We start from the raw sequence: 20,299 nt of genomic DNA, 5'->3' as shown, positions 1-20,299 counted from the left end.
GCCCCGTAGCCTGGTCCCGTGAGCGACGACACACCCCCCGCGCCCGGCCCGGACGGTCCCGGACCCGACGACGGCGCACCGGCCGAGGACACCGGGCCGCGGTTCCGCCTGGCCTACGTCCCGGGCGCGACGCCGGGCCGGTGGGCCCGTACGTGGGAGCAGCGACTGCGTGACGTGCCCCTGGACCTGGTGCCGGTGCCCGCGGCCGACGTCGCCACGGCACTGCGGGCCGGGGACGTCGACGCCGCGATCGGACGGCTGCCCGTCGACAAGGACGTGTTCCACGCCATCGAGCTGTACACCGAGGTGCCGGTCGTCGTCGTCTCCCGCGACCACCTGCTCGCCGCCACCGAGGAGTCCGAGCACCTCACGGCGGCGGACCTCGACGAGGCGGACGACGTCACCTGGCTGCCGGCCGACGACGTGCTGTTCACCGACGGTCGGCCGGTGCCCGGGCGGGCGCCGACATCGCCGGACCCGGAACTGGCCGACGGACTGCGCCCCCGGACGACGGCCGAGGCCGTCGAGTGGGCGGCGACCGGGGTCGGGATGGTCGTGGTGCCGATGTCCCTGGCGCGGCTCCACCACCGCAAGGACGTGGTGCACCGGGTGCTCGACGGCGGGCCGGAGGCTCCGGTGGGGCTCGTCTGGCTGCGCGACGGCCTCTCCGCGGAGACGGCCGTGCTCGTCGAGGAGATGGTCGGCATCGTGCGGGGGCGGACGGTCAACAGCTCGCGGGGGCGCGGTGGCGCCGAGGGGGCGACGGCGGGAGGCCCGACGGAGCCTCGGGGCCGGGGGGCCGGGGGCGGTCGCGCGGGTCGCCCGCCGGCCGAGGAGCGCCGCAGCGGGCGTGGTCGGGGCGGGACCACCGGCCGGGGCGGCCGGCCGGGCAAGGGGTCGTCCGGGCGGGGCGGCCGGACGGGCGGCCGCGGGCGGCGGTGAGGTGCCGGCGGTGCGGCGGGCACCGAGCCCGTCGCACGCAGTGCGGGGCGGCCCGACGGCGTCACACGCTGCGGTCGGTGCCCTGCGGATCCAGGAGGCGTCGGACGGTCTGGAGGGTGTCGGCCTCGTCCGGCCGCTTGTCGTCGCGGTAGCGCAGCACGCGGGCGAACCGCAGCGCGACGCCGCCGGGGTAGCGGGTGGAGCGCTGGACGCCGTCGAACGCGATCTCGACCACCTGCTCGGGGCGGACCGTCACGACGTAGCCGTCGGTGGGACCGTCGGCGAGCTCGGTGAAGCGCTCGGTCTGCCAGGCGAGCATCTCGTCGGTCATCCCCTTGAACGTCTTGCCGAGCATGACGAAGCCGCCGGCCGGGTCCCGGGCGCCGAGGTGGATGTTCGACAGCCACCCCTGGCGGCGCCCCGAGCCTCGTTCGACGGCGAGCACCACGAGGTCGAGCGTGTGCCGCGGCTTGACCTTGACCCACGCGGCGCCGCGGCGACCGGCGTCGTACGGGGCGTCGAGGTCCTTGAGGACCAGGCCCTCGTGCCCCTGTGCCACCGTCGCCTCGAAGAACTCCTGGACCGTCGTCGCCTCCGTGGACGTCACGCGGGGCACGACGGCGTCCGGTCCGGCCGCGTGGTCCAGCGCCGCCAGCCGGTCCCGCGCCGGGGAGTCGATCAGGTCGGTGCCGTCCAGGTGCAGCAGGTCGAAGAACCGGACGGTCAGGGGGAGCGCGTCGGGCTCGGCGTCGTGCGTGCCCGTGCGCGCCGCGGTGTCCTGGAACGGACGGGGGCGGCCGTCGTCGTCCAGCGCGAGGGCCTCGCCGTCGAGCACGGCGGCGCGCACGTCCAGGGAGCGGGCGACGGCGACGACCTCGGGCAACCGCTCGGTGATGTCGTCGAGCGACCGCGTGAACACGGTGACGTCGCCGCCGGTGACGTGCACCTGGACACGGATGCCGTCCAGCTTGACGTCGGCGGCCACCTCGCCGTCGAACCGCTCCAGGCCTCCGGCGACGTCGGGCGCGGACGAGGCGAGCATCGGCCGGACCGGGCGGCCGACCTCGAGCCGGAACCCGTCCAGGCTCGCGGTGCCGCCGGTGAGCGCCGCCCGCGCGATCGGGCCGGACAGGGCGCTGAACATCGCTGCGCGGCGGACCACCCGCACCGGGACGTCGGCCGCCGCGGCGATGGCGTCCAGGAGCAACGAGTCCAGGGCGCCCTGCCGCAGCTCGCCGAGGATCAGGTCGCGCAGGAACCGCTGCTCGGCGGCGGTCGCTCGGGAGAACAGGTCGGTGACCGCCGTGGCGCGAGCCGTCTGCGACCCGGGCCCGGCGAGGTGCGACAGGGTCTCCAGGGCGTCGTCGACGGCGACGGGGGTCAGGCCGGGGGCGTCGGCGGCCGGGGGCGCCTCGGCCAGCGACCGGCGGCCCAGCCCGGTGCGGCGCTGGCGGTGCCGCCCGGACAGGTACGAGGCCACGATCTCGATCTCGTCGCCCTCGGGGCCGTCCCGGTCGCCGGGGGCCGCGGCCGCCCGGAGCGCCTGGGACAGCAGCTCGCGCTTGCGCAGCCGCGACCGCGTCGCGGAGAGCGCGGTGTGGGTCTCGACGAGCTCGGCGAGCAGCACCCCTCGATCCTCGCAGGACCCACCGACATCGGCGTCGCGAATCCTCACGCTTCAGGCGGGCGAAGGCTGAGGAATCCCGACGCCGGCCGGGACCGGCGTCGCGCATCCTCATGGTTCAGCCCGCTGAAGGCTGAGGAATCCCGACGTCGGCCGACGCCGCGGCCGTCAGGCGGCGTCGGGGAACGGCACCCCGGTCGTCGCGTGGCAGCGGTAGCCGTGCGGGTTCTTCGCGTCGGACAGGTACTGCTGGTGGTAGTCCTCCGCGTAGAAGAACGGACCGGCCTCGGCCGCGGGCCGCATGTCCGTGGTGATCGGGTCGTAGCCCTTCGCGGCCAGCACCTCGCCGTAGCGGGCCGCGGTCGCCCGGACGGCCTCCGCCTGCTCCGGCGTCGTCCAGTACACGCCCGAGCGGTACTGCGTGCCGACGTCGTTGCCCTGCCGGAAGCCCTGGGTCGGGTCGTGCCGCTCCCAGAAGATCCGCAGCAGCTCCTCCTCGGACACGACCGCGGGGTCGTACGCCACCAGGGCCGTCTCGGTGTGACCGGTGCGGGCCGAGCACACCTCCTCGTAGGTGGGGTTCGGCGTCGTGCCGCCCATGTAGCCGACGGCGGTGCTCACCACACCGGGGACCTGCCAGTAGATCTCCTCGGCGCCCCAGAAGCAGCCCATCGCGAGGTACAGCACGCGGGTGCCGGGCGCCCACGGGCCGGTCAGCGAGGTGCCGAGCACCGTGTGCGGGCGGGGGGCCGGCAGGATCGGCGACTCGCGGCCGGGCAGTGCGTCCTCGGGCGCCACCATCGTGGTCTTGCCGCCGCCGAACAGGTTCTCGAACATCGCGTCGCCTCCTGGAGTGCCTGCGAGGCCGGTCTGCCGGCCCTGCACCCTGCGCAACGACGCGGGACCGTCCGGTGTTCCGACGTCGCCGCCGGACCCCGTGATCAGTCGAGATCGCGCACGGCGCGGGCCTCGACGTCGGCCAGCACCTCGTCCGCCACGTGCGGGCTGGCCAGCCCCTCGCTGCGGGCCCGGATGACGACGCCGCGCTCCACCTCGACGGCGTCGGCCAGCAGGGCGTCGACCAGCTCCCCGTAGCGGTCCTCGGTGTCCGCACCGGCCGCCCGGGCCTCGGACAGGGCGAGCTGCGCGGTGAGATACCCCTCGTACTGCAGGGCGACGGCGTCGCGCACCGGTTCCGGGACGTCGTCGCGGGCGCGGACCGCCTCGAGCGCCGCCCGGGTGGCCTCCTCCCGCAGCCGCGCCACCTCCGCGGTCTCGTCCACCGTGCTGCCGACGCCGAGCCGCCGCACCACCGGGGCCAGGGTCAGCCCCTGGAGCACCAGCGTGACGAGCACGACGACGAGCCCCACGAACACGACGGTGCTGCGGTGCGGGAAGTCGCCGCCGCCGTCGACCAGGTGGGGCAGCGCGAGCGCGGACGCGACCGAGACGACGCCGCGCATCCCCGCCCAGGACATCACCGTGGTCTCGCGCTGCGTGAACGCCCCGACGCCGGCCACCGCCTCCGGCACGCCCTGGCGCACCGCGCGGGCAGCCATCCCGCGCTCCACCAGCCACACCGCCGGGAACATCCAGGCGAACCGCAGCGCCACCAGCAGACCGACGACGGCGAGCGCCAGGGGGAGCGTGGAGGCGGCGACGGGGTTGTCGTCCAGGACGGACGTCAGCTCGAACCCGATGAGGATGAACACGACGCCGGTGATGAGGTAGTCGAGGTACTCCCACACCGACCGGCCCAGCAGCCACCCGCCCGAGGTCACCGACGTGTGCGACACGTCGCGCAGCAGCAGGCCGAGGGTGAGGACGGCGAGGACCCCGGACCCGTACAGCTCCTCCGCCAGGAGATAGGCGGCGAACGGCAGCGCCAGCGTGATCGTGGTCTCCGCGGCGGGCACCCGGATCCGGCCCAGCACGAGGTGCCCGACCCAGCCCAGCGCGAGCCCCAGCCCGATGCCGACGACGACGGCGAGCAGCAGGTCGAGCCCGACCTCCCCGGCGGTCACGGACCCTGCGACCACGGCGGCCACCGCCACGTGGTACATGACCAGCGCGGTGGCGTCGTTGAACATGCCCTCGCCCTCGAGGACCGTCACGACCCGTCCGGGCAGCCGCAGCCGCCGGGCCACCGCCGTCGCCGCGACCGGGTCGGGGGGCGCCACGATCGCGCCCAGCACCCAGGCCACGGCCCACGGGACGCCGGCGGCGTGCGCGACGACGGCGACGACCGCGGCCGAGGCGATCGTCAGTCCGACCGCGGTGAGCAGGATCGGGCGGGCCTGGTCCTTGAACTCCCGGGCGGTGGACCGCTGCGTGGCCGCGAACAGCAGGGGCGGCAGCACGATCGGCAGCACGAGCTCCGGGTCGATCGACAGGCCGGGGGTGCCGGGAACCAGGGGCAGGGCGATGCCGAAGATCGTCAGCAGGACCGGCAGGGGTACCCGGATCTTGTCGGCGAGCGGTGTCAGCACCACCAGACCCGCGAGGACCAGACCCCACAGGGCGACGGAGGACATGAGGTGGGCTCCCGGCGTGCGACGAGGGTGGACGCGCACAGTCTGCCCGTCGCGAGGTCGCGGTGCACGCCGCAGGCGCACGGAAGGGCGAGCCGCGGCTGCTGCCGGTGTCGGCGCCGGGCCGTAGCGTGACTCCCATGACCGAGCGAGCGACGGTGCCGCCAGAACCCCTGCTCCTGCCGGACGCCGCGGCCTGGCGTGCCTGGCTCGACGAGCACGAGGACACCACGCCCGACGGCGTCTGGCTGGTCCTGGCGCGCAAGGGCCAGGACGCCCCGACCACCCTGACGCGGGCCGACGCCCTCGACGAGGCCCTGTGCAGCGGCTGGATCGACGCCCAGGCCAAGGGCCGCGACGACGTCACGAGCCTGCAGCGGTACTGCCCCCGGCGCGCCCGCAGCATCTGGTCGGTGCGCAACCGCGGGATCGTCACCGGCCTGATCGAGGCCGGGCGGATGCGCCCGCGGGGACAGGCCGAGATCGACCGGGCGAAGGCCGACGGGCGCTGGGAGGCTGCCTACGCGGGGCCGGCCACGATGGAGGTGCCGCCGGCCATGGTCAGGGCGCTCGCCGAGAGCCCGCGGGCGACCGCCGCGTGGGAGCTCCTCACGTCGCAGAACCGCTTCGCCTTCCTGCACCGGTTGGCCACCGTGAAGAAGGAAGAGACCCGGGAGCGCAACGCCGCGAGGTTCGTCGCCATGCTCGAGCGGGGTGAGACGTTCTACCCGCAGCGCCGTAGCATCCCGCGGGACTGACCGTGCCGAGCGGGTCGGTCGCGCGACGTGCCGCGACCTCTCCGGGCGATGACCACCACGGAGACCTACTGTGGGGCCGTGGTGAACGCTGAGAAGAGCGGGGTGAGCGGGCGGGGCATGGTCACGCCCAGCGTGCGGGGCGCGGCGGCGTGGTCGTGGCGGCTGCTGCTGATCGCCGCGGGCGTGGCGGCCCTGGTGTGGGTGCTCGGGCAGCTCAAGACGATCGTGGTGCCGGTCGCTGTCGCCCTGCTCATCACCGTCCTGCTGCGACCGGTCCGGCTCACGATGGAGAGGTGGGGGGTGCCGCGCGGGCTGGCGACGGCGTTGTCCATCCTCGGGCTGATCGCCTTCGTCACCGGTCTGGTCGTCATCGCGGGGCAGTCCATCGTCAGCGGGTTCCAGGACCTGTGGGACCAGGCCGTGGCCGGGTTCAACGAGTTCCTCACCTGGCTCTCGGACGGTCCGCTGGGGGTCGACACCGCCACGCTGTCCGACCTCGGCCAGCAGGCCCAGGACTTCGTCGCCGACCAGAGCTCCTCGCTGATCACCGGGGCGTTGGGGGCCGCGACGACGGTGGGACACGTCCTGGTCGGGATCATCATCGCGATCTTCTGCCTCATCTTCTTCCTCCAGGACGGGCGCACCATCTGGACCTGGATCGTCAACCTCCTGCCGGTCACCGCCCGCGAGCCGGTGCACCAGGCCGGCCGCCGCGGCATGGTCACGCTGTCGTCCTACGTGCGCACGCAGATCCTCGTGGCACTGGTGGACGCGATCGGCATCGGTGTCGGGTCCGCGTTCTTCGTCCCCACGCTCGCCATCCCCATCGGCATCCTCGTGTTCGTCGGCTCGTTCGTGCCGATCCTGGGAGCGATCGTCACGGGTGCGATCGCCTGCGCCGTCGTGCTCGTCGCCGAGGGGTGGATCGCCGCCCTGATCATGCTCGGCATCGTGCTGCTGGTGCAGCAGGCCGAGAGCCACATCCTGCAGCCGTTCCTCATGGGCCACGCCGTGTCCCTGCACCCCGTGGCCGTGGTGCTGGTGGTCGCGGCGGGCAGCCTGTCGGCAGGCCTGATCGGCGCCCTGTTCGCGGTGCCGCTGGCGGCGGTGCTCAACACGGTCATGCAGTACCTGCACGGGCACGACAAGTTCCCCGAGCTCGGCACGGACGACCACGTGCCCCTGCTGAGACGGCCGTCCTTCTCCGACCTGCCCGGCACCCTGCTCTGGTCCAACCGGTCCGGTGCGACCCCGGACGACGACGAGGGGACGCCGTCGCCCGGCACCCCCGGGACGGAGCCCGACGAGCGCCGCGGCTGACGGCCCGGGCCGGTGCGTCGCCGTCCGGCGCCGTCGCATACTGGGCGGGTGACTCTTCCGACCCCCCTCGCCCGCGTGACCCTCGACGACGTCCGCGACGCCGCCGATCTGATCCGGCCGGTGGTGACCCGGACCCCGGTGCAGCCGTTCCGGGCGCTCACGCAGCTCGCCGGCGCCGACGTCGTCCTCAAGTGCGAGAACCTGCAGCGTGCCGGGTCGTTCAAGATCCGCGGCGCCTACACCCGGCTCTCCCGCCTGACGCCCGAGGAGCAGGGCCGGGGCGTCGTCGCGGCCTCCGCCGGCAACCATGCGCAGGGCGTGGCCCTCGCCGCACAGCAGCTCGGCATCCCGGCGGTCGTCTACATGCCCCAGGGCGCCTCGGTCCCCAAGCTGCAGGCCACCCGGGGTTACGGCGCCGAGGTGCGCCAGGTCGGCACCAGCGTGGACGAGGCGCTCGCCGCAGCCCGGGCCGAGGCGGCGCGCACCGGCAAGGTGCTGGTGCACCCGTTCGACCACGTCGACGTCGTGGCGGGGCAGGGCACCGTCGCGCTGGAGATCCTCGAGCAGGTGCCCGACGTCGGCACCGTCGTCGTGCCGCTGGGCGGCGGTGGCCTCGTGGCCGGGATCGCGACCGTGCTGGCCGAGGTGGCGCCCCACGTGCGCGTCGTCGGCGTCCAGGCGGCGTCCGCGGCCGCGTACCCGGCCTCGCTCGTGGCCGGGCGGCCCGTGGTGGGGGACCTGGGCTCCACGATGGCCGACGGCATCGCGGTGGGCACCCCGGGCGAGGTGCCCTTCGAGGTGCTGCACCGGCTGGGCGTCGAGGTGCGCACCGTCACCGAGACGGAGATCTCCCGGGCGCTGCTGCTGGTCGCGGAGCGGGCCAAGCTCGTCGTGGAGCCTGCGGGGGCCGCGTCCGTCGCCGCGGTGTCGGCCGCGCCCGAGGAGTTCCCGGGCACGATCGTGCCGGTGCTGACGGGTGGCAACATCGATCCTCTGCTCCTGCAGCGCGTGATCCAGCACGGACTGGTGGCCGCCGGGCGCTACCTGCAGATCTCCGTGCGCCTCGACGACGAGCCGGGTGCTCTCGCGTCCCTGCTGGACTCGGTGGCCGGCGCCGAGGGGAACATCGTGCGCGTCGACCACCGCCGCACGGACACGACGCTCGAGGTCGCCGAGGTCCTCGTCACCCTCCAGCTCGAGACCGAGGGACCGGATCACTGCGCGCAGGTGCTGGAGCGGCTGCGCCGCGACGGGTACCACCTCACCTGAGCTGCGCCACGGGTGTCGATCAGCGGTGTCGCCGTTCGTCGTCCTGATGACACGGCCGCACGGGCCGTGCGGACGAAGGAGGCGGACGATGCGATTCCTGGACAGGATCCTCGGCAGGGCCCCGCAGGCGCAGGGCTACCGGGCTACCGTGGCGCCTGACCGGCGCGGCCCCCGCGACGTCGAGCCGGTCGACGTGGCGTTCTACGGACCGATGGTGTTCTTCCGGCGTGACGACCGGAGTTGGTGAGGAGACGACGATGCGCTATCTGATGCTGGTGCTGTCCACGCCCGACGACCGACCCCCGAGCCCCGAGGACGCGGCGGCCGCCCCGTCGATCGAGTCCTGGGTGGAGCGCTACTACGGCGACGGCGTCGCCTCCGCGGGGGATCGGCTCCGCCCGCCCGAGGACGCGGTGGGCGTCCGGGTCCGCGGGGGCCGGGTGCTCGTCACGGACGGCCCGTTCTCCGAGTCCAAGGAGGCCATCGGCGGGTTCGACGTCATCGAGGCTCCCGACCTCGACACGGCGATCACCGTCGCCTCCGAGCACCCGATGGCCTACGCCGGCGCGATCGAGCTGCGTCCCGTGTGGCCGCTGGACCTCGACGGCACGGGCGGTGAGGGGTGATGCGCTACCTGTTCCTGATCCACGAGCCCGACGTGCCCGACCGTGGCCCGACCCCCGACATCGAGGACTGGGTGCGCCGGCACGACGCCGCCGGCTCCCGGGTGCTCGGCGAGCGGCTGCGCCCCGCGGCGGACGTCCGCCGGGTGCGCGTCGACGACGGCCGGACCGTCGTCACCGACGGCCCGTTCGCGGAGTCCAAGGAGGTGATCGGCGGGTTCGACGTCGTCGAGGCTCCCGATCTCGCGGCAGCGCTCGCCATCGCCGCGGAGCACCCGGGGGCGTGGGGCGGGTCGACGGTCGAGGTGCACCCGTTCTGGCCGACGGACGGTGACGGGTCGGCGTGAGCGGCACGGCGGGGACCGCGGTCGAGGACGCGTTCCGCTCCGAGTGGGGGCGCGTGCTGGCCGCGGTCGCCCGGTCCACGGGTGATCTCGACCTGGCGGAGGAGTCGACGCAGGAGGCGTTCGCGTCCGCCGTGCGGACGTGGGCCCGCGACGGCGTGCCCGAGCGGCCGGGCGCCTGGCTCACCACGACGGCGCGCCGCCACGCGATCGACGTGCTGCGCCGTCGGCGCACCGAGCGGGAGCGGACGGAGGAGTCCGCCCGCCTCGACGAGCGGGTGCGGTCCGGCGCGCCGGTCGGGGCCCGGACCGCGGACCCTGTCCTCGCGGAGGTCGCGGACGGCCTGGAGAGCGAGCCGTGGGAGACCGACGACCCGGACGGCGACCTGCTGCGGCTCGTCTACACGTGCAGCCATCCGGCGATCCCGCTCGAGGGGCGGGTGGCGCTGACCCTGCGGTCGCTGACGGGCATGACCACGTCTCAGGTGGCGCGGGCCTTCCTCGTGCCGGAGGCGACGATGGCCCAGCGGCTCGTCCGGGCGAAACGACGGATCCGGGACACCGGCATCGTCTTCCGGGTGCCGCCGCCGACCCTGCTGGCCGACCGCACGGCGGGTGTCCTGGCCGTGCTGTACGTGCTCTTCACCGAGGGCTACGACGCCTGGGCCGAGCCCGCCGACGCCGTCGAGGGGGCAGCCGGGCGCCGGGCGCTGGCCGGCGACGCGGTGCGCCTGGCCCGGCTCGTGGTCCGGCTGCTGCCCGACGAGCCGGAGGCGCGTGGGCTGCTGGCCCTCATGGTGCTCCAGCACGCGCGGCGGGACGCGCGCACGGGGTCCGACGGAGCGGCGCTCGTCCTGGCGGAGCAGGACCGGGCGCTCTGGCGCGACGACGAGACGGCCGAGGGACTGGCGGTGCTGGACGACGCGCTCGTCGCAGGCCGCCCCGGTCCGTACCAGGTGCAGGCGGCGGTGGCGGCCCTGCACGCCCGTGCTGCCGAGGTCGAGGCGACGGACTGGCCCGAGGTGCTCGCGCTCTACGACGTGCTGGTCGCGATGACGGGCTCACCCGTGGTGGCGCTCAACCGCGCGGTGGCCCTGGCCGAGGTCCACGGGCCGACGGCGGGTCTCGCCGCCGTGGACGAGGTCGCGGCGGACCCGGCGCTCGGTGGCTATCACCTGGTGCCGGCCGTGCGGGCCGAGCTGCTGACCCGGCTGGGCCGGCCCGGCGAGGCTGCCGACGCCCTGCGCCGGGCGCTGGAGCTGGTTGACCGGGAGGGGGACCGCCGCCTGCTGGCACGCCGGCTGGCGGGGCTCACCACCCCCTGACGCGTCGAGCGTGCCGGCTTCTCCCTCGAACCGAAGTCTGGGGGAAGAAACCGGCACGCTCGATGCGCGACCGGGGCCGGGGGCCGGCCCGGGGCGGGACCGTCAGGCCGTGGTGGTCTCCGGCTCGGTGACGAGCGGGTACACGCCGTTCTCGTCGTGCACCTCGCGGCCGGTCACCGGGGGGTTGAAGACGCACACGCACGTGATGTCGGTGGTGGGCCGCACCTTGTGCTTGTCGTGGTCGTTGAGCAGGTACAGCGAGCCCGGCTTGAGCTGGTGGACCTCACCGGTGGCCAGGTCCTCGATCTCGCCCTCGCCGGACGTGATGAAGACGGCCTCGATGTGGTTGGCGTACCAGAAGAAGCTCTCGGTCCCCGCGTACAGCGTGGTCTCGTGCACCGAGAACCCGACACCCTCCTTGGCGAGGATGATGCGCTTGGAGCGCCAGTTCTCGCTCTTGATGTCGGCGTCGGTGTCGGTGATCTCGTCGAGCGTGCGGACGATCATGGGGTCTCCTCGGTCGTCGAAGGGTCGGACGGGGGTGGCGGGTCAGCCGAGGGCGGCGGCGAGGGACTCGTCGATGATCGCCAGTCCCTGGCGCAGCTCGTCCTCGGTGATGGTCAGCGGCGGCAGCAGCTTGACGACCTCGCTGTCCGGACCCGAGGTCTCCACCAGCAGACCGCGCTGGAAGGCCTCTGCGGTGACGCGGCCGGCGATCTCGCCGTCGGGCATCTGCAGGCCGCGGGCCAGGCCACGACCCTTGTTGATCAGCCCGAGGTCGGGGTACCGCGAGACGATCGCGTTGAAGTGACCCTCGATGATCATGCCCTTGGCGAGGATCTCCTTCTCGAGGGTGTCGTCCGACCAGTAGGTGCGCAGCGCCTCGGAGGCGGTGGCGAACGCCGGGGCGAACCCGCGGAACGTGCCGTTGTGCTCACCGGGCTCCCACACGTCGAGCTCCGGGCGCACCAGGGTGATGGCCATCGGCAGGCCGTAGCCGGAGATCGACTTCGACAGGCAGATGATGTCCGGGACGATCCCGGCCTCCTCGAAGGAGAAGAACCCGCCGGTGCGGCCGCAGCCCATCTGGATGTCGTCGAGGATCAGCAGGATCCCGTGCCGCTTGCACAGCTCGGACAGGCCGCGCAGCCACTCGGCGCGCGCGGCGTTGATGCCGCCCTCGCCCTGGACGGTCTCGACGATGACGGCTGCGGGCTCGTTCAGGCCGCTGCCGCCGTCCTCGAGCAGGCGCTCGAGGTAGACGAAGTCGTCGACGTCGCCGTTGAAGTAGTCGTCGTACGGCATGGGGGTGGCGTGCACCAGGGGGATGCCGGCGCCGCCACGCTTCATCGAGTTGCCGGTCACGGACAGCGCGCCGAGCGTCATGCCGTGGAAGGCGTTGGTGAAGTTGATGACCGACTCACGGCCTGTCACCTTGCGGGCGAGCTTGAGCGCGGCCTCGACGGAGTTCGCGCCGCCGGGGCCGGGGAAGACGACCTTGTGGTCCAGCCCGCGCGGCTCGAGGATCGTGGAGTGGAACGTCTCGAGGAACTCGCGACGCGCCGTGGTGAACATGTCGAGCGTGTGCACCATGCGGTCGTCGGCGAAGAAGTCGAGGACGACCTTCTTCAGGATCGGGTTGTTGTGCCCGTAGTTGAGGGACCCGGCACCGGCGAAGAAGTCGAGGTACTCGGTGCCGTCCTCGGCGTAGACGTGGGCGCCGACCGCGCGGTCGAACACGACCGGCCAGGCGCGCGAGTAGCTGCGGACGCCGGACTCGAGGGCGGTGAAGCCTGTCGGGTCCTCGGTCGACGCGTCGTTGGTCGGGGGGGTCACAGTTGTCACGAAGGACACTCCTGTAGGTGGTGCGCGCGGGTGCGTGCGAAGTGCGGGGCTGCGTCGTCACCTGCGCGCGGGACCGGCGCAGCCCGGAGTCTCTGTGGCGTCAGCGCCGGCCGAGGCCGTCGATGACGAGCAGTGGTTCGGCCTCGTGGCCGTCGGGGAAGTGGTGTGCCTCGAACCCTGACCTCTCGGTGAGGGTGGCTCCGCGATCGTCGGCCAGTCGCTGGAAGACGCGACGGGACGAGGCGTTGTCCGCCGTCACCGTGGTCGCCAACGATTCTACCCCGGGGACCTCGTCGAGGACGGAGTCCACGAGGCGGCCGGCCACGCGGTGGCCGCGGGCCCGCTCGTCGACGGCGACCTGCCACAGGAAGTAGCGGCTCGGGTCGCGCGGCAGCAGGTAGCCCGTCACGAAGCCGACGACGTCGTCACCCAGCAGGGCGATCCGGCAGGTGTCGGAGAAGTGGTCGGCCAGCAGCAGGTAGCTGTAGGAGGAGTTCAGGTCGAGGCTGCCCGAGTCCCGGGCGACCCGCCACATCTCGCCGCCGTCGGCGAGCGTCGGCGGGCGGATGGTGAGGTGTGCGGAATCGTGCCCGGCCGGGGTGCGGTCGGGCGTCGGATGGTCGCTCGCTGAGGATTCGGTGCGGTTCATACCACGGAAAAGGATAGACAATTCTGCGGCGAAATCCCACCCCGGGCTTTGCCCGCGGGCTTCCCGGCGGCGCCCGTGGGAACCGCCCGCAGCGTTGCTACTCGGGGGCGCAGAGGGGTTGCGAGGCCCCGTGGCGACGCGGTCCCGACGTGGCGGACGTCACGGTCCGACGGCGTCCGCGGGCGGGGTGCACGCTGCCCGCGGACGCCGTCGCTCAGCCGGAGAACGGGGTGGCGGAGGTGATCTCCACCGGGATCTCGCGCCCGTTCGGCGCGGTGTAGCTGACCTTGTCGCCGACCTGGTGGCCGTCGATCGCGGCGCCCAGCGGGGACGTGGGGGAGTAGACGTCGAGCTCGGTGGTGCCCGCGATCTCCCGCGAGCCGAGCAGGAAGGTCATCTCGTCGCCGGCCACCTTCGCCACGACGACCATGCCGGCCTCGACCGTGCCGTCGTCGGCCGGCCGGCTGACCGCCACGTTGCGCAGCTTCTCGGTCAGCTCGCGGATGCGCGCCTCGTTCTTCGCCTGCTCCTCGCGCGCGGCGTGGTAGCCGCCGTTCTCCTTGAGGTCACCCTCGTCGCGGGCGGCAGCGATGCGCTCGGCGATCTCGGTGCGGGCCGGGCCGGAGAGGTTCTCCAGCTCCGCCGTCAACCGGTCGTGAGCCTCCTGGGTGAGCCAGGTGACGTTGCTCTCGGTCACGAGGGCTCTCCTTTCCTGGTGCTCGATGGCCTGCGCGGGTCGGCACGCGTCGAAGCGCCCGGCGGGCGTCGGCACGCGCGCCGGCTGTCGCAGGACTGCGTGTGAATCCCTCAGGATAGCCGACGGTGCCCGACGGCGTGTCCGGTCGGCCGCCGGCGCCGGCGGCCGACCGGCGGCCGGGTCAGCGGCCCGGTCAGTCGCCGGTGACGGCGCACGAGGCGATGTCGACCGACGTCGCCAGCTGCGAGGTGCCGATCGTGACCTCGTACCCGGTGCTGCGGGACTCCGACGGCCCGACGGGCACGTCGAGCGTGCCGACCTGCGCGTAGCTGGGCGCCAGCGCGTCGAGTGTGCAGACCGCCGTCGTCCCCGGCGGCATGTTCACCTGGAACCTGGCCTCGACGTGCTCGGCGTCCACCGCGGTGAACCCGACCATCTCGGAGGTCACGGGGTCGGCGGCGTTCCGGGCGAAGGAGTACCACCCCACGGCCGCGACGGCGGCGGTCAGTGCGACCCCGATCGCCACCTTCCGGCCCCGTCCCGGCCGACGGCGCGGCGTCGCGCCCGCACGGCCGTACCTGTCCGCGGGGACGGTGGGGTGCTGCTCGGAGGTCATGACACCATTGTCCCTGACGTCCCCGGCTGTCATGACAGCCCCCGACGCGTCGTCCGACCACGATCCTGGAGGTCCCCCTTGGCAGGCAAACCACTGCGTCTCATGGCGGTGCACGCGCACCCGGACGACGAGTCGAGCAAGGGTGCCGCGACCACGGCGCGCTACGCGGCCGAGGGTGTCGAGGTGCTCGTCGTGACCTGCACCGGCGGGGAGCGCGGTGACGTCCTCAACCCCTCCTTCGAGGTGCCCGCCGGGCACGAGTTCGACTCGATCGAGGGACGGCGTGCCGTGCGGCGGCTCGAGATGGCGGCCGCGGCCGACGCGCTCGGGGTGCGCCAGACCTGGTTGGGGTTCGTCGACTCCGGCCTGCCCGAGGGTGACCCGCTGCCGCCGCTGCCCGAGGGCTGCTTCGCACTCCTCCCGCTCGAGGAGGCCTCGGCCCCGCTCGTGGAGCTCGTCCGCGAGTTCCGCCCGCACGTCATGACCACGTACGACCCGTCGGGCGGCTACCCGCACCCGGACCACATCCGCTGCCACGAGGTGGCGTTCGAGGCCTACCACGCGGCCGCGGACGGCGACCGCTACGTCGTCGAGGGCGGCGCGGAGCCGTGGGCGGTGAGCAAGCTCTACTACAACCACGGCTTCTCGATGGCCCGGATGCGGGCGGTGCACGAGGCGATCGAGGGCGCCGGCCTCGAGTCGCCGTTCGGCGACTGGATCGAGTCGCGCGCCGCCCGGGAGATCCCGGAGCGGACGGCGACGACGCACGTGGACGTCACGGGCTACTTCGACCGGCGCGACGCGGCCCTGACCGCGCACGCCTCGCAGATCGACCCCGACGGCTTCTTCTTCGCCGTGCCGCGGGACCTCGAGGCCGACGTCTGGCCGACCGAGGAGTTCGAGCTCGCCGACGCCCGCGTGCCCACCACGACCCCCGAGGACGACCTGTTCGCCGGCCTGCGGAAGGAGTCCTGATGGTCTCGCTGCCCGCCGTCGCGCTCCTCGCCGCCGTCGACCCCTCACCGAGCCCGACCGCCCGGGTGCTGGACGACTGGGAGGTGACCCCGGGCCTGGCCGGCTTCCTCGCGACGTTCGGCGTCGCCGTCTGCGCCGTGCTGCTCTTCCTGTCGTTGAGCCGCCACATGCGCAAGGCCGACGCCTACGCCCGGGCGCACGGTATCGAGGTCCCCCAGCGCCGCCGTCTCGGGGTGCGGCGGGACGCGACCGGGACGACGCCCCCGGTCGACGACGTGCCGACGAGCCCGTCCGACGGGCTCGGCAGCCCCGCCTCGCCCGACGACGTCGGCTCGCCCGACGTCGACGGCGAGCACCACCGGGGCGGGCCGGCATGAGCGTGCGGGTCACGATCGCCCAGGTGGCGGTCGCCGACGACCACGAGGCAAACCGGTACATGGTGGCCGACGCGTTCGACGCCGCCGCGCGGCTCGGCGCGGACCTGCTGGTGCTGCCGGAGTACGCCTCCGGCTACCACCCGCAGGGTGTCGGCATCGAGCACGCCGAGGACCTGGACGGTCCCTTCGTCACGACGCTGCGCAGGCTGGCGGCGGAGCACGGCGTGGCGGTGCTCGCCGGCACGACCCTGCCGGGGTCCGAACCCGCCCCGGGCGCGGGACCGCGCAAGGGGGTCAACGCCGTCGTGGGGGTGGATGCGGCCGGTGACCTGGCCGGCGTGTACCGCAAGGTCCACCTCTACGACGCGTTCGGCACCCGCGAGTCCGACCGGCTCGAGCCGGGTCCCGCGGACGCCGCCCCCCTGACGATGCGGGTGGGGGACCTGACGTTCGGGGTCATCACCTGCTACGACCTGCGGTTCCCGGAGTCCGCGCGCCGCGTGGTCGACGCCGGCGCGGACGTCGTCGTGGTGCCCGCCGCCTGGGTGTCCGGTCCGCTGAAGGCCGAGCACTGGCGCGCGCTGCTCACGGCCCGCGCCATCGAGAACACCGTCGTGACGATCGGCGTGGGCATGGCGGGCAAGGGCGTGACCGGGCACTCGATCCTCGTGGGGCCCGACGGCGTCGTCGGGCTCGAGGCGGACGAGGCGCCGCAGTACCGCACCGCCGACCTGGACCCGCAGGAGCTGGCCGCCGTCCGGCGGGCGAACCCGTCCCTGGACAACCGCCGCTACGCCGTCGTGCCGCGGTAGCGGAGACGCCGCGGCGCGGCCGGGCCGCGCGCGCCGCGGAGTGCGCTCAGACCGTCAGGGACGCGAGGAAGATCGCCACGGTGTGACACGTGAAGCCGACCACGGTCAGCGCGTGGAAGATCTCGTGGAACCCGAACCAGCGCGGCGACGGGTCGGGGTACTTGGTGCCGTAGACGATCGCACCGAGCGTGTAGGCGAGCCCGCCGCCCGCGACGAGCCAGACGACGGCCGCGCCGCCGGTCGCCCCGAACTGCCCCAGGTAGGCCACCGCCACCCACCCGAGGGCGACGTAGACCGGCACGTAGAGCCACCGGGGGGCGCTCATCCACAGCACCCGGGCCAGCAGGCCGGCGACGGCGCCGCTCCACACGATCGTGAGCAGGGTCGTGGCGGAGCGGGGGTCCAGCAGCGCGACGGCCAGCGGGGTGTAGGTCCCGGCGATGATGAGGAAGATGTTGGCGTGGTCCACGCGGCGCAGCACCGCCTCGACGCGCGGCGACCAGGTGCCCCGGTGGTAGACGGCGCTGGTGCCGAAGAGCATGAGGGCGCTAAGCCCGAAGATCCCGGCGGCGACCTTGCCGGCCACCGGTTCGGCGAGGACGACCAGGACGATGCTGGCGGCCAGCGCGAGCGGCGTGGTGACGGCGTGGATCCAGCCGCGCAGTCTCGGCTTGAGCCGACGGGCCCCCGCGGCCGCCTCGGCGGTCGCGGTCCGGACGGCGCCGGTGACCACGTCACGGGCGCCGGCGACCGTGCCCCGTGCGGTGTCCGTGGCGTCCGCGCCGACCGCCGCCGGGTCGGTGGCGTCGAGCGGGCGGGCAGGGTGCTCGGCGGCTCGTGCCACGGAGGTCCTCCTTGCGGGACGGGGCGGAACGGACAACCTACGGTTGCGTAGGTTACGCCAGCGTAGGCGACCCGGAGGGCCTCTGTCTCCCGGCTCCTGTGAAGATCGTGCGAGGAGTCGGCGCGCCCCGCACGACGAGCCCGCCCGCCCGGCGAGGTCGGCACCCTCGGGCGGTACCGTTGTCCCGATTCGTCCGTCCCGAACCCTCCTGAGGAACCGCGTGCGCCTGCCCCACCCGCTGTACAACCTGTACGAGCACCGGCTCGCGACGTCCCTGGCGTCCGCGCCCCTGCCGCGGCACGTCGGCGTCATCCTCGACGGCAACCGGCGGTGGGCGAAGTCCTTCGGCGAGACGGCCGCCACCGGTCACCGCAAGGGAGCCGACAAGATCGCCGAGTTCCTCGGCTGGGCCGAGGAGCTCGGCATCGAGGTCGTCACGCTGTGGATGCTCTCGACGGACAACCTCGCGCGCCCTGCGTCGGAGCTGGCCGACCTGCTCGACATCATCTCCGACGCGGTGCGCGACCTGGCCGCCACGGGCCGCTGGCGGCTGCGCGTCGTGGGTCGGCTCGACCTGCTGCCCGAACGCCTCGTCGGTGCCCTGCGCGAGGCCGCCGCCGCCACCAGCGACGCCGACGCGCTGCAGGTCAACGTCGCCGTGGGCTACGGCGGCAGGCACGAGATCGCCGACGCCGTGCGGTCCTACCTCGCCGCGGCCGAGGCCCGCGGCGCCAGCCTCGCCGAGCTGGCCAGGAGCCTCGATGTCGAGGACATCGCGGACCACCTGTACACGAAGGGTCAGCCCGACCCGGAGCTGGTCATCCGCACCTCCGGCGAGCTGCGGGTGGGTGGCTTCCTCATGTGGCAGAGTGCGCACTCGGAGCTGTACTTCTGCGAGGCCTTCTGGCCCGACTTCCGGCGTGTGGACTTCCTGCGCGCCCTGCGTGACTTCTCCCGGCGCGAGCGCCGCCTGGGACGTTGAACCGAGAACCGGCGAGGGTGCCGGGGGACAGGAGAGCCTGATGACGACGCCGCCTCCGTCACCCGGCAGCGCGCAGCGGGCCGCCCGCACCTGGGAGGCCCTCTTCCGTACCCAGGTGACCCTCATGCGCCGGTTCCAGGACGACGACGTCTGGGTCGAGCTCTCGATCCGCGAGTACGACGTGCTGTTCACCCTCTCCCGCGCGGACGGGCACGCTCTGCGGCTGCGCGACCTGAACGAGGAGGTCCTGCTCGCCCAGTCGTCGCTGTCGCGCATGGTCGAACGGCTGGAGGCGCGCGGCCTGGTGGAGCGGTCGGTGCCGGGCGACGACGGGCGCGGCACGCTCGTGGCGCTCACCGACGAGGGGCGCCGGCTGCAGCGCAAGGTCGGGCGGCGCCACGTGCGGGCGATGGAGCAGTACGTCGGGGGCGCCCTGGACGCCGACGAGCAGGCCGAGCTGAGTCGGTTGCTGGACACGTTGCGCCGGGCGCAGCCCGAGATCCCGGACTGGTCGCCCCGGGTTTGATCGGGGCCGATATCCTCGGCGCGTGACCTCGCCGACGCCCGCCGGACCCCGCGCCGCCGCCCCCACCGCCGACGTCCCGCACGTCGTCGTCGTCCCCGACTCCTTCAAGGGGAGCCTGGCCGCTCCCGACGTCGCGGCCGCCGTCCGGGAGGGCGTCCTGGCCGCCGCACCGGAGGCCAGGGTGACGTGCCTGGCCATGGCCGACGGCGGTGAGGGCACGCTGGACGCGCTGCTCACCGCCTGGCGGACGCCGGTCCACCGGACGGTCACGGTCGACGCCGTCGGCCGGCCCACCACCGCCCGCTGGGCCACCTCGCCCGACGGCCGGACCGGCGTCGTCGAGCTCGCCGAGGCCAGCGGCCTGCCGGCCGTCAGCGACGTCCCGCTCCAGCCGTTGCACGCCCACACCCGTGGCACGGGCGAGGTCGCCGCCGCGGTGCTGGACGCCGGGGTCGAGGAAGTCCTCGTCTGTCTCGGGGGGTCCGCCTCCACCGACGGCGGAGCCGGCATCCTGACCGGGCTCGGAGCGCGACTGCTCGACGCCGACGGCGAGCCGGTGCCCGACGGCGGCGAGGGCCTGGCCTCCGTGGCCGCGCTCGACCTGTCCGGGCTGCACGCCCGTGCCCGCGAGGTCCGCTGGCGGCTCGCCGTGGACGTCACCAACCCGCTCGTCGGCGAGCTGGGGTCGGCGACCGTGTTCGCGCCCCAGAAGGGCGCCGGACCGGGTGAGGTCGCGTTCCTCGACGAGGCGCTCGCCCGGTGGGCCGGCGTCCTGGAGCGGGAGTCGGGAGTCCGGGTGCGCGAGCTGCCGGGGGCGGGCGCCGCCGGTGGCGTGCCCGCCGCGCTCGCGGCGCTGGTCGGCGCCGAGCTCGAGCACGGGGCGGCGCTCGTGGCCGAGGCGCTCGGGCTGCCGGCGGCCCTGGCCGACGCGACGCTCGTGCTCACCGGTGAAGGGTCGTTCGACTCCCAGTCGGTGCGCGGCAAGGTCGCCGACGGCGTGGCGCGCCTCGCGGCCGCCTCGCCGGCCCGCCCCCCGGTCGTGGTGCTGGCGGGGCAGGTCCTGCTGCCGGCCGACCAGGTGCGCGCCGCGGGTATCGCGGCCGCCTTCTCGATCGCGCCCGGTCCGATCGGCCTGGACGAGCTGCTCGGCCGGACGGCGGTGCGTCTGGCCGACCTCGCCGCGTCGGTGACGAACCTGGTGCTCGCCTCCCGGTAGCCGTCGACGAGCCGTCGACGCTCC

At 74.2% G+C, this 20,299-nt stretch carries 23 protein-coding genes; 14 read left to right on the top strand and 9 right to left on the bottom strand.

Annotated features, from left to right (window positions below; all coding sequences use genetic code 11):
• The first annotated feature begins 18 nt into the window (after positions 1 to 18).
• The gene (locus ACIQLL_RS11475) at positions 19 to 942 is read left to right on the top strand and encodes a LysR substrate-binding domain-containing protein (RefSeq protein WP_402466947.1); all 924 of its coding nucleotides are present in this window, start codon (positions 19 to 21) and stop codon (positions 940 to 942) included.
• 61 nt (positions 943 to 1,003) lie between these two features.
• On the opposite strand, the gene ACIQLL_RS11470 is transcribed toward ACIQLL_RS11475, so the two are convergent.
• From ACIQLL_RS11470 to ACIQLL_RS11460, 3 genes are all read right to left on the bottom strand, one after another.
• Positions 1,004 to 2,569 carry an ATP-dependent DNA ligase gene (locus ACIQLL_RS11470; RefSeq protein ID WP_402466945.1) on the bottom strand — a complete coding sequence of 522 codons (1,566 nt, stop codon included), beginning with the start codon at positions 2,567 to 2,569 and terminating at the stop codon, positions 1,004 to 1,006.
• A 165-nt stretch (positions 2,570 to 2,734) separates the two neighbouring features.
• Positions 2,735 to 3,403: a peptide-methionine (S)-S-oxide reductase MsrA gene (gene msrA / locus ACIQLL_RS11465; protein WP_402466943.1), complete on the bottom strand. Its 669-nt coding sequence runs from the start codon at positions 3,401 to 3,403 to the stop codon at positions 2,735 to 2,737.
• A 104-nt stretch (positions 3,404 to 3,507) separates the two neighbouring features.
• Positions 3,508 to 5,100 carry a Na+/H+ antiporter gene (locus ACIQLL_RS11460; protein WP_402466940.1) on the bottom strand — a complete coding sequence of 531 codons (1,593 nt, stop codon included), beginning with the start codon at positions 5,098 to 5,100 and terminating at the stop codon, positions 3,508 to 3,510.
• A gap of 137 nt (positions 5,101 to 5,237) precedes the next feature.
• Here ACIQLL_RS11460 and ACIQLL_RS11455 point away from each other — a divergent pair, with 137 nt between their 5' ends.
• From ACIQLL_RS11455 to ACIQLL_RS11425, 7 genes are all read left to right on the top strand, one after another.
• Positions 5,238 to 5,855 carry a YdeI/OmpD-associated family protein gene (locus ACIQLL_RS11455; protein WP_402466937.1) on the top strand — a complete coding sequence of 206 codons (618 nt, stop codon included), beginning with the start codon at positions 5,238 to 5,240 and terminating at the stop codon, positions 5,853 to 5,855.
• Between the two features lie 78 nt (positions 5,856 to 5,933).
• Positions 5,934 to 7,175, top strand: coding sequence for an AI-2E family transporter (locus ACIQLL_RS11450; RefSeq protein WP_402466935.1), 1,242 nt, complete (start codon positions 5,934 to 5,936; stop codon positions 7,173 to 7,175).
• A 48-nt stretch (positions 7,176 to 7,223) separates the two neighbouring features.
• Positions 7,224 to 8,444: a threonine ammonia-lyase gene (gene ilvA, locus ACIQLL_RS11445; protein WP_402466933.1), complete on the top strand. Its 1,221-nt coding sequence runs from the start codon at positions 7,224 to 7,226 to the stop codon at positions 8,442 to 8,444.
• 88 nt (positions 8,445 to 8,532) lie between these two features.
• On the top strand, positions 8,533 to 8,691 hold the full coding sequence (locus tag ACIQLL_RS11440) for a hypothetical protein (RefSeq protein ID WP_402466930.1): 159 nt from the start codon (positions 8,533 to 8,535) through the stop codon (positions 8,689 to 8,691).
• 10 nt (positions 8,692 to 8,701) lie between these two features.
• Complete coding sequence (locus tag ACIQLL_RS11435; RefSeq protein ID WP_402466927.1) at positions 8,702 to 9,070, top strand: YciI family protein; 369 nt, start codon at positions 8,702 to 8,704, stop codon at positions 9,068 to 9,070.
• Positions 9,070 to 9,414 carry a YciI family protein gene (locus ACIQLL_RS11430; RefSeq protein ID WP_402466924.1) on the top strand — a complete coding sequence of 115 codons (345 nt, stop codon included), beginning with the start codon at positions 9,070 to 9,072 and terminating at the stop codon, positions 9,412 to 9,414. Before ACIQLL_RS11435 ends, ACIQLL_RS11430 begins: the two co-directional genes overlap by 1 nt.
• Positions 9,411 to 10,736 carry an RNA polymerase sigma factor gene (locus tag ACIQLL_RS11425; RefSeq protein WP_402466922.1) on the top strand — a complete coding sequence of 442 codons (1,326 nt, stop codon included), beginning with the start codon at positions 9,411 to 9,413 and terminating at the stop codon, positions 10,734 to 10,736. Before ACIQLL_RS11430 ends, ACIQLL_RS11425 begins: the two co-directional genes overlap by 4 nt.
• A 102-nt stretch (positions 10,737 to 10,838) precedes the next feature.
• Here the strand turns inward: ACIQLL_RS11425 and ACIQLL_RS11420 are convergent, their stop codons facing one another.
• From ACIQLL_RS11420 to ACIQLL_RS11400, 5 genes are all read right to left on the bottom strand, one after another.
• A complete protein-coding gene (locus ACIQLL_RS11420; protein WP_402466920.1) occupies positions 10,839 to 11,243 on the bottom strand; it encodes an ectoine synthase in 405 nt (134 codons plus the stop codon).
• A 42-nt stretch (positions 11,244 to 11,285) separates the two neighbouring features.
• A complete protein-coding gene (gene ectB / locus ACIQLL_RS11415; RefSeq protein WP_402466917.1) occupies positions 11,286 to 12,581 on the bottom strand; it encodes a diaminobutyrate--2-oxoglutarate transaminase in 1,296 nt (431 codons plus the stop codon).
• Between the two features lie 100 nt (positions 12,582 to 12,681).
• Positions 12,682 to 13,230, bottom strand: a complete 549-nt coding sequence (ectA, locus tag ACIQLL_RS11410; protein ID WP_402466914.1) for a diaminobutyrate acetyltransferase — start codon at positions 13,228 to 13,230, stop codon at positions 12,682 to 12,684.
• Positions 13,231 to 13,444: 214 nt separating this feature from the next.
• Positions 13,445 to 13,927: a transcription elongation factor GreA gene (gene greA / locus ACIQLL_RS11405; protein WP_402466911.1), complete on the bottom strand. Its 483-nt coding sequence runs from the start codon at positions 13,925 to 13,927 to the stop codon at positions 13,445 to 13,447.
• Positions 13,928 to 14,120: 193 nt separating this feature from the next.
• Entirely contained in the window at positions 14,121 to 14,543 is a 423-nt protein-coding gene (locus ACIQLL_RS11400; RefSeq protein ID WP_402466908.1) for a DUF4307 domain-containing protein, read from the bottom strand.
• Between the two features lie 102 nt (positions 14,544 to 14,645).
• On the opposite strand from ACIQLL_RS11400, the gene mca reads away from it, so the two are divergent.
• Genes mca through ACIQLL_RS11385 form a run of 3 tightly spaced genes read left to right on the top strand, consistent with a single transcriptional unit; the run spans position 14,646 to position 16,707 of the window.
• Positions 14,646 to 15,518, top strand: coding sequence for a mycothiol conjugate amidase Mca (mca, locus tag ACIQLL_RS11395; RefSeq protein WP_402467442.1), 873 nt, complete (start codon positions 14,646 to 14,648; stop codon positions 15,516 to 15,518).
• The gene (locus ACIQLL_RS11390) at positions 15,518 to 15,895 is read left to right on the top strand and encodes a hypothetical protein (RefSeq protein ID WP_402466906.1); all 378 of its coding nucleotides are present in this window, start codon (positions 15,518 to 15,520) and stop codon (positions 15,893 to 15,895) included. The genes mca and ACIQLL_RS11390 overlap by 1 nt, the downstream gene beginning before the upstream one ends.
• Positions 15,892 to 16,707 (top strand): nitrilase-related carbon-nitrogen hydrolase, encoded by an 816-nt coding sequence (locus ACIQLL_RS11385; RefSeq protein ID WP_402466905.1) that lies wholly within the window; start codon positions 15,892 to 15,894, stop codon positions 16,705 to 16,707. Before ACIQLL_RS11390 ends, ACIQLL_RS11385 begins: the two co-directional genes overlap by 4 nt.
• Before the next feature lie 46 nt (positions 16,708 to 16,753).
• Here ACIQLL_RS11385 and trhA read toward each other — a convergent pair whose 3' ends face one another.
• Positions 16,754 to 17,551 (bottom strand): PAQR family membrane homeostasis protein TrhA, encoded by a 798-nt coding sequence (gene trhA / locus ACIQLL_RS11380; protein ID WP_402466902.1) that lies wholly within the window; start codon positions 17,549 to 17,551, stop codon positions 16,754 to 16,756.
• Between the two features lie 220 nt (positions 17,552 to 17,771).
• On the opposite strand from trhA, the gene ACIQLL_RS11375 reads away from it, so the two are divergent.
• The 3 genes from ACIQLL_RS11375 to ACIQLL_RS11365 are packed head-to-tail and all read left to right on the top strand — an operon-like array spanning position 17,772 to position 20,275.
• Positions 17,772 to 18,533, top strand: a complete 762-nt coding sequence (locus ACIQLL_RS11375) for an isoprenyl transferase (RefSeq protein ID WP_402466900.1) — start codon at positions 17,772 to 17,774, stop codon at positions 18,531 to 18,533.
• Between the two features lie 40 nt (positions 18,534 to 18,573).
• Positions 18,574 to 19,059, top strand: coding sequence for a MarR family winged helix-turn-helix transcriptional regulator (locus ACIQLL_RS11370; RefSeq protein ID WP_402466898.1), 486 nt, complete (start codon positions 18,574 to 18,576; stop codon positions 19,057 to 19,059).
• Positions 19,060 to 19,081: 22 nt separating this feature from the next.
• On the top strand, positions 19,082 to 20,275 hold the full coding sequence (locus tag ACIQLL_RS11365) for a glycerate kinase (RefSeq protein ID WP_402466895.1): 1,194 nt from the start codon (positions 19,082 to 19,084) through the stop codon (positions 20,273 to 20,275).
• Positions 20,276 to 20,299 lie beyond the last annotated feature (24 nt).

Source organism: Isoptericola aurantiacus, from assembly GCF_044769875.1.
GTDB lineage: Bacteria > Actinomycetota > Actinomycetes > Actinomycetales > Cellulomonadaceae > Isoptericola > Isoptericola aurantiacus.
This window is presented reverse-complemented; position numbering and strand designations above follow the sequence as displayed.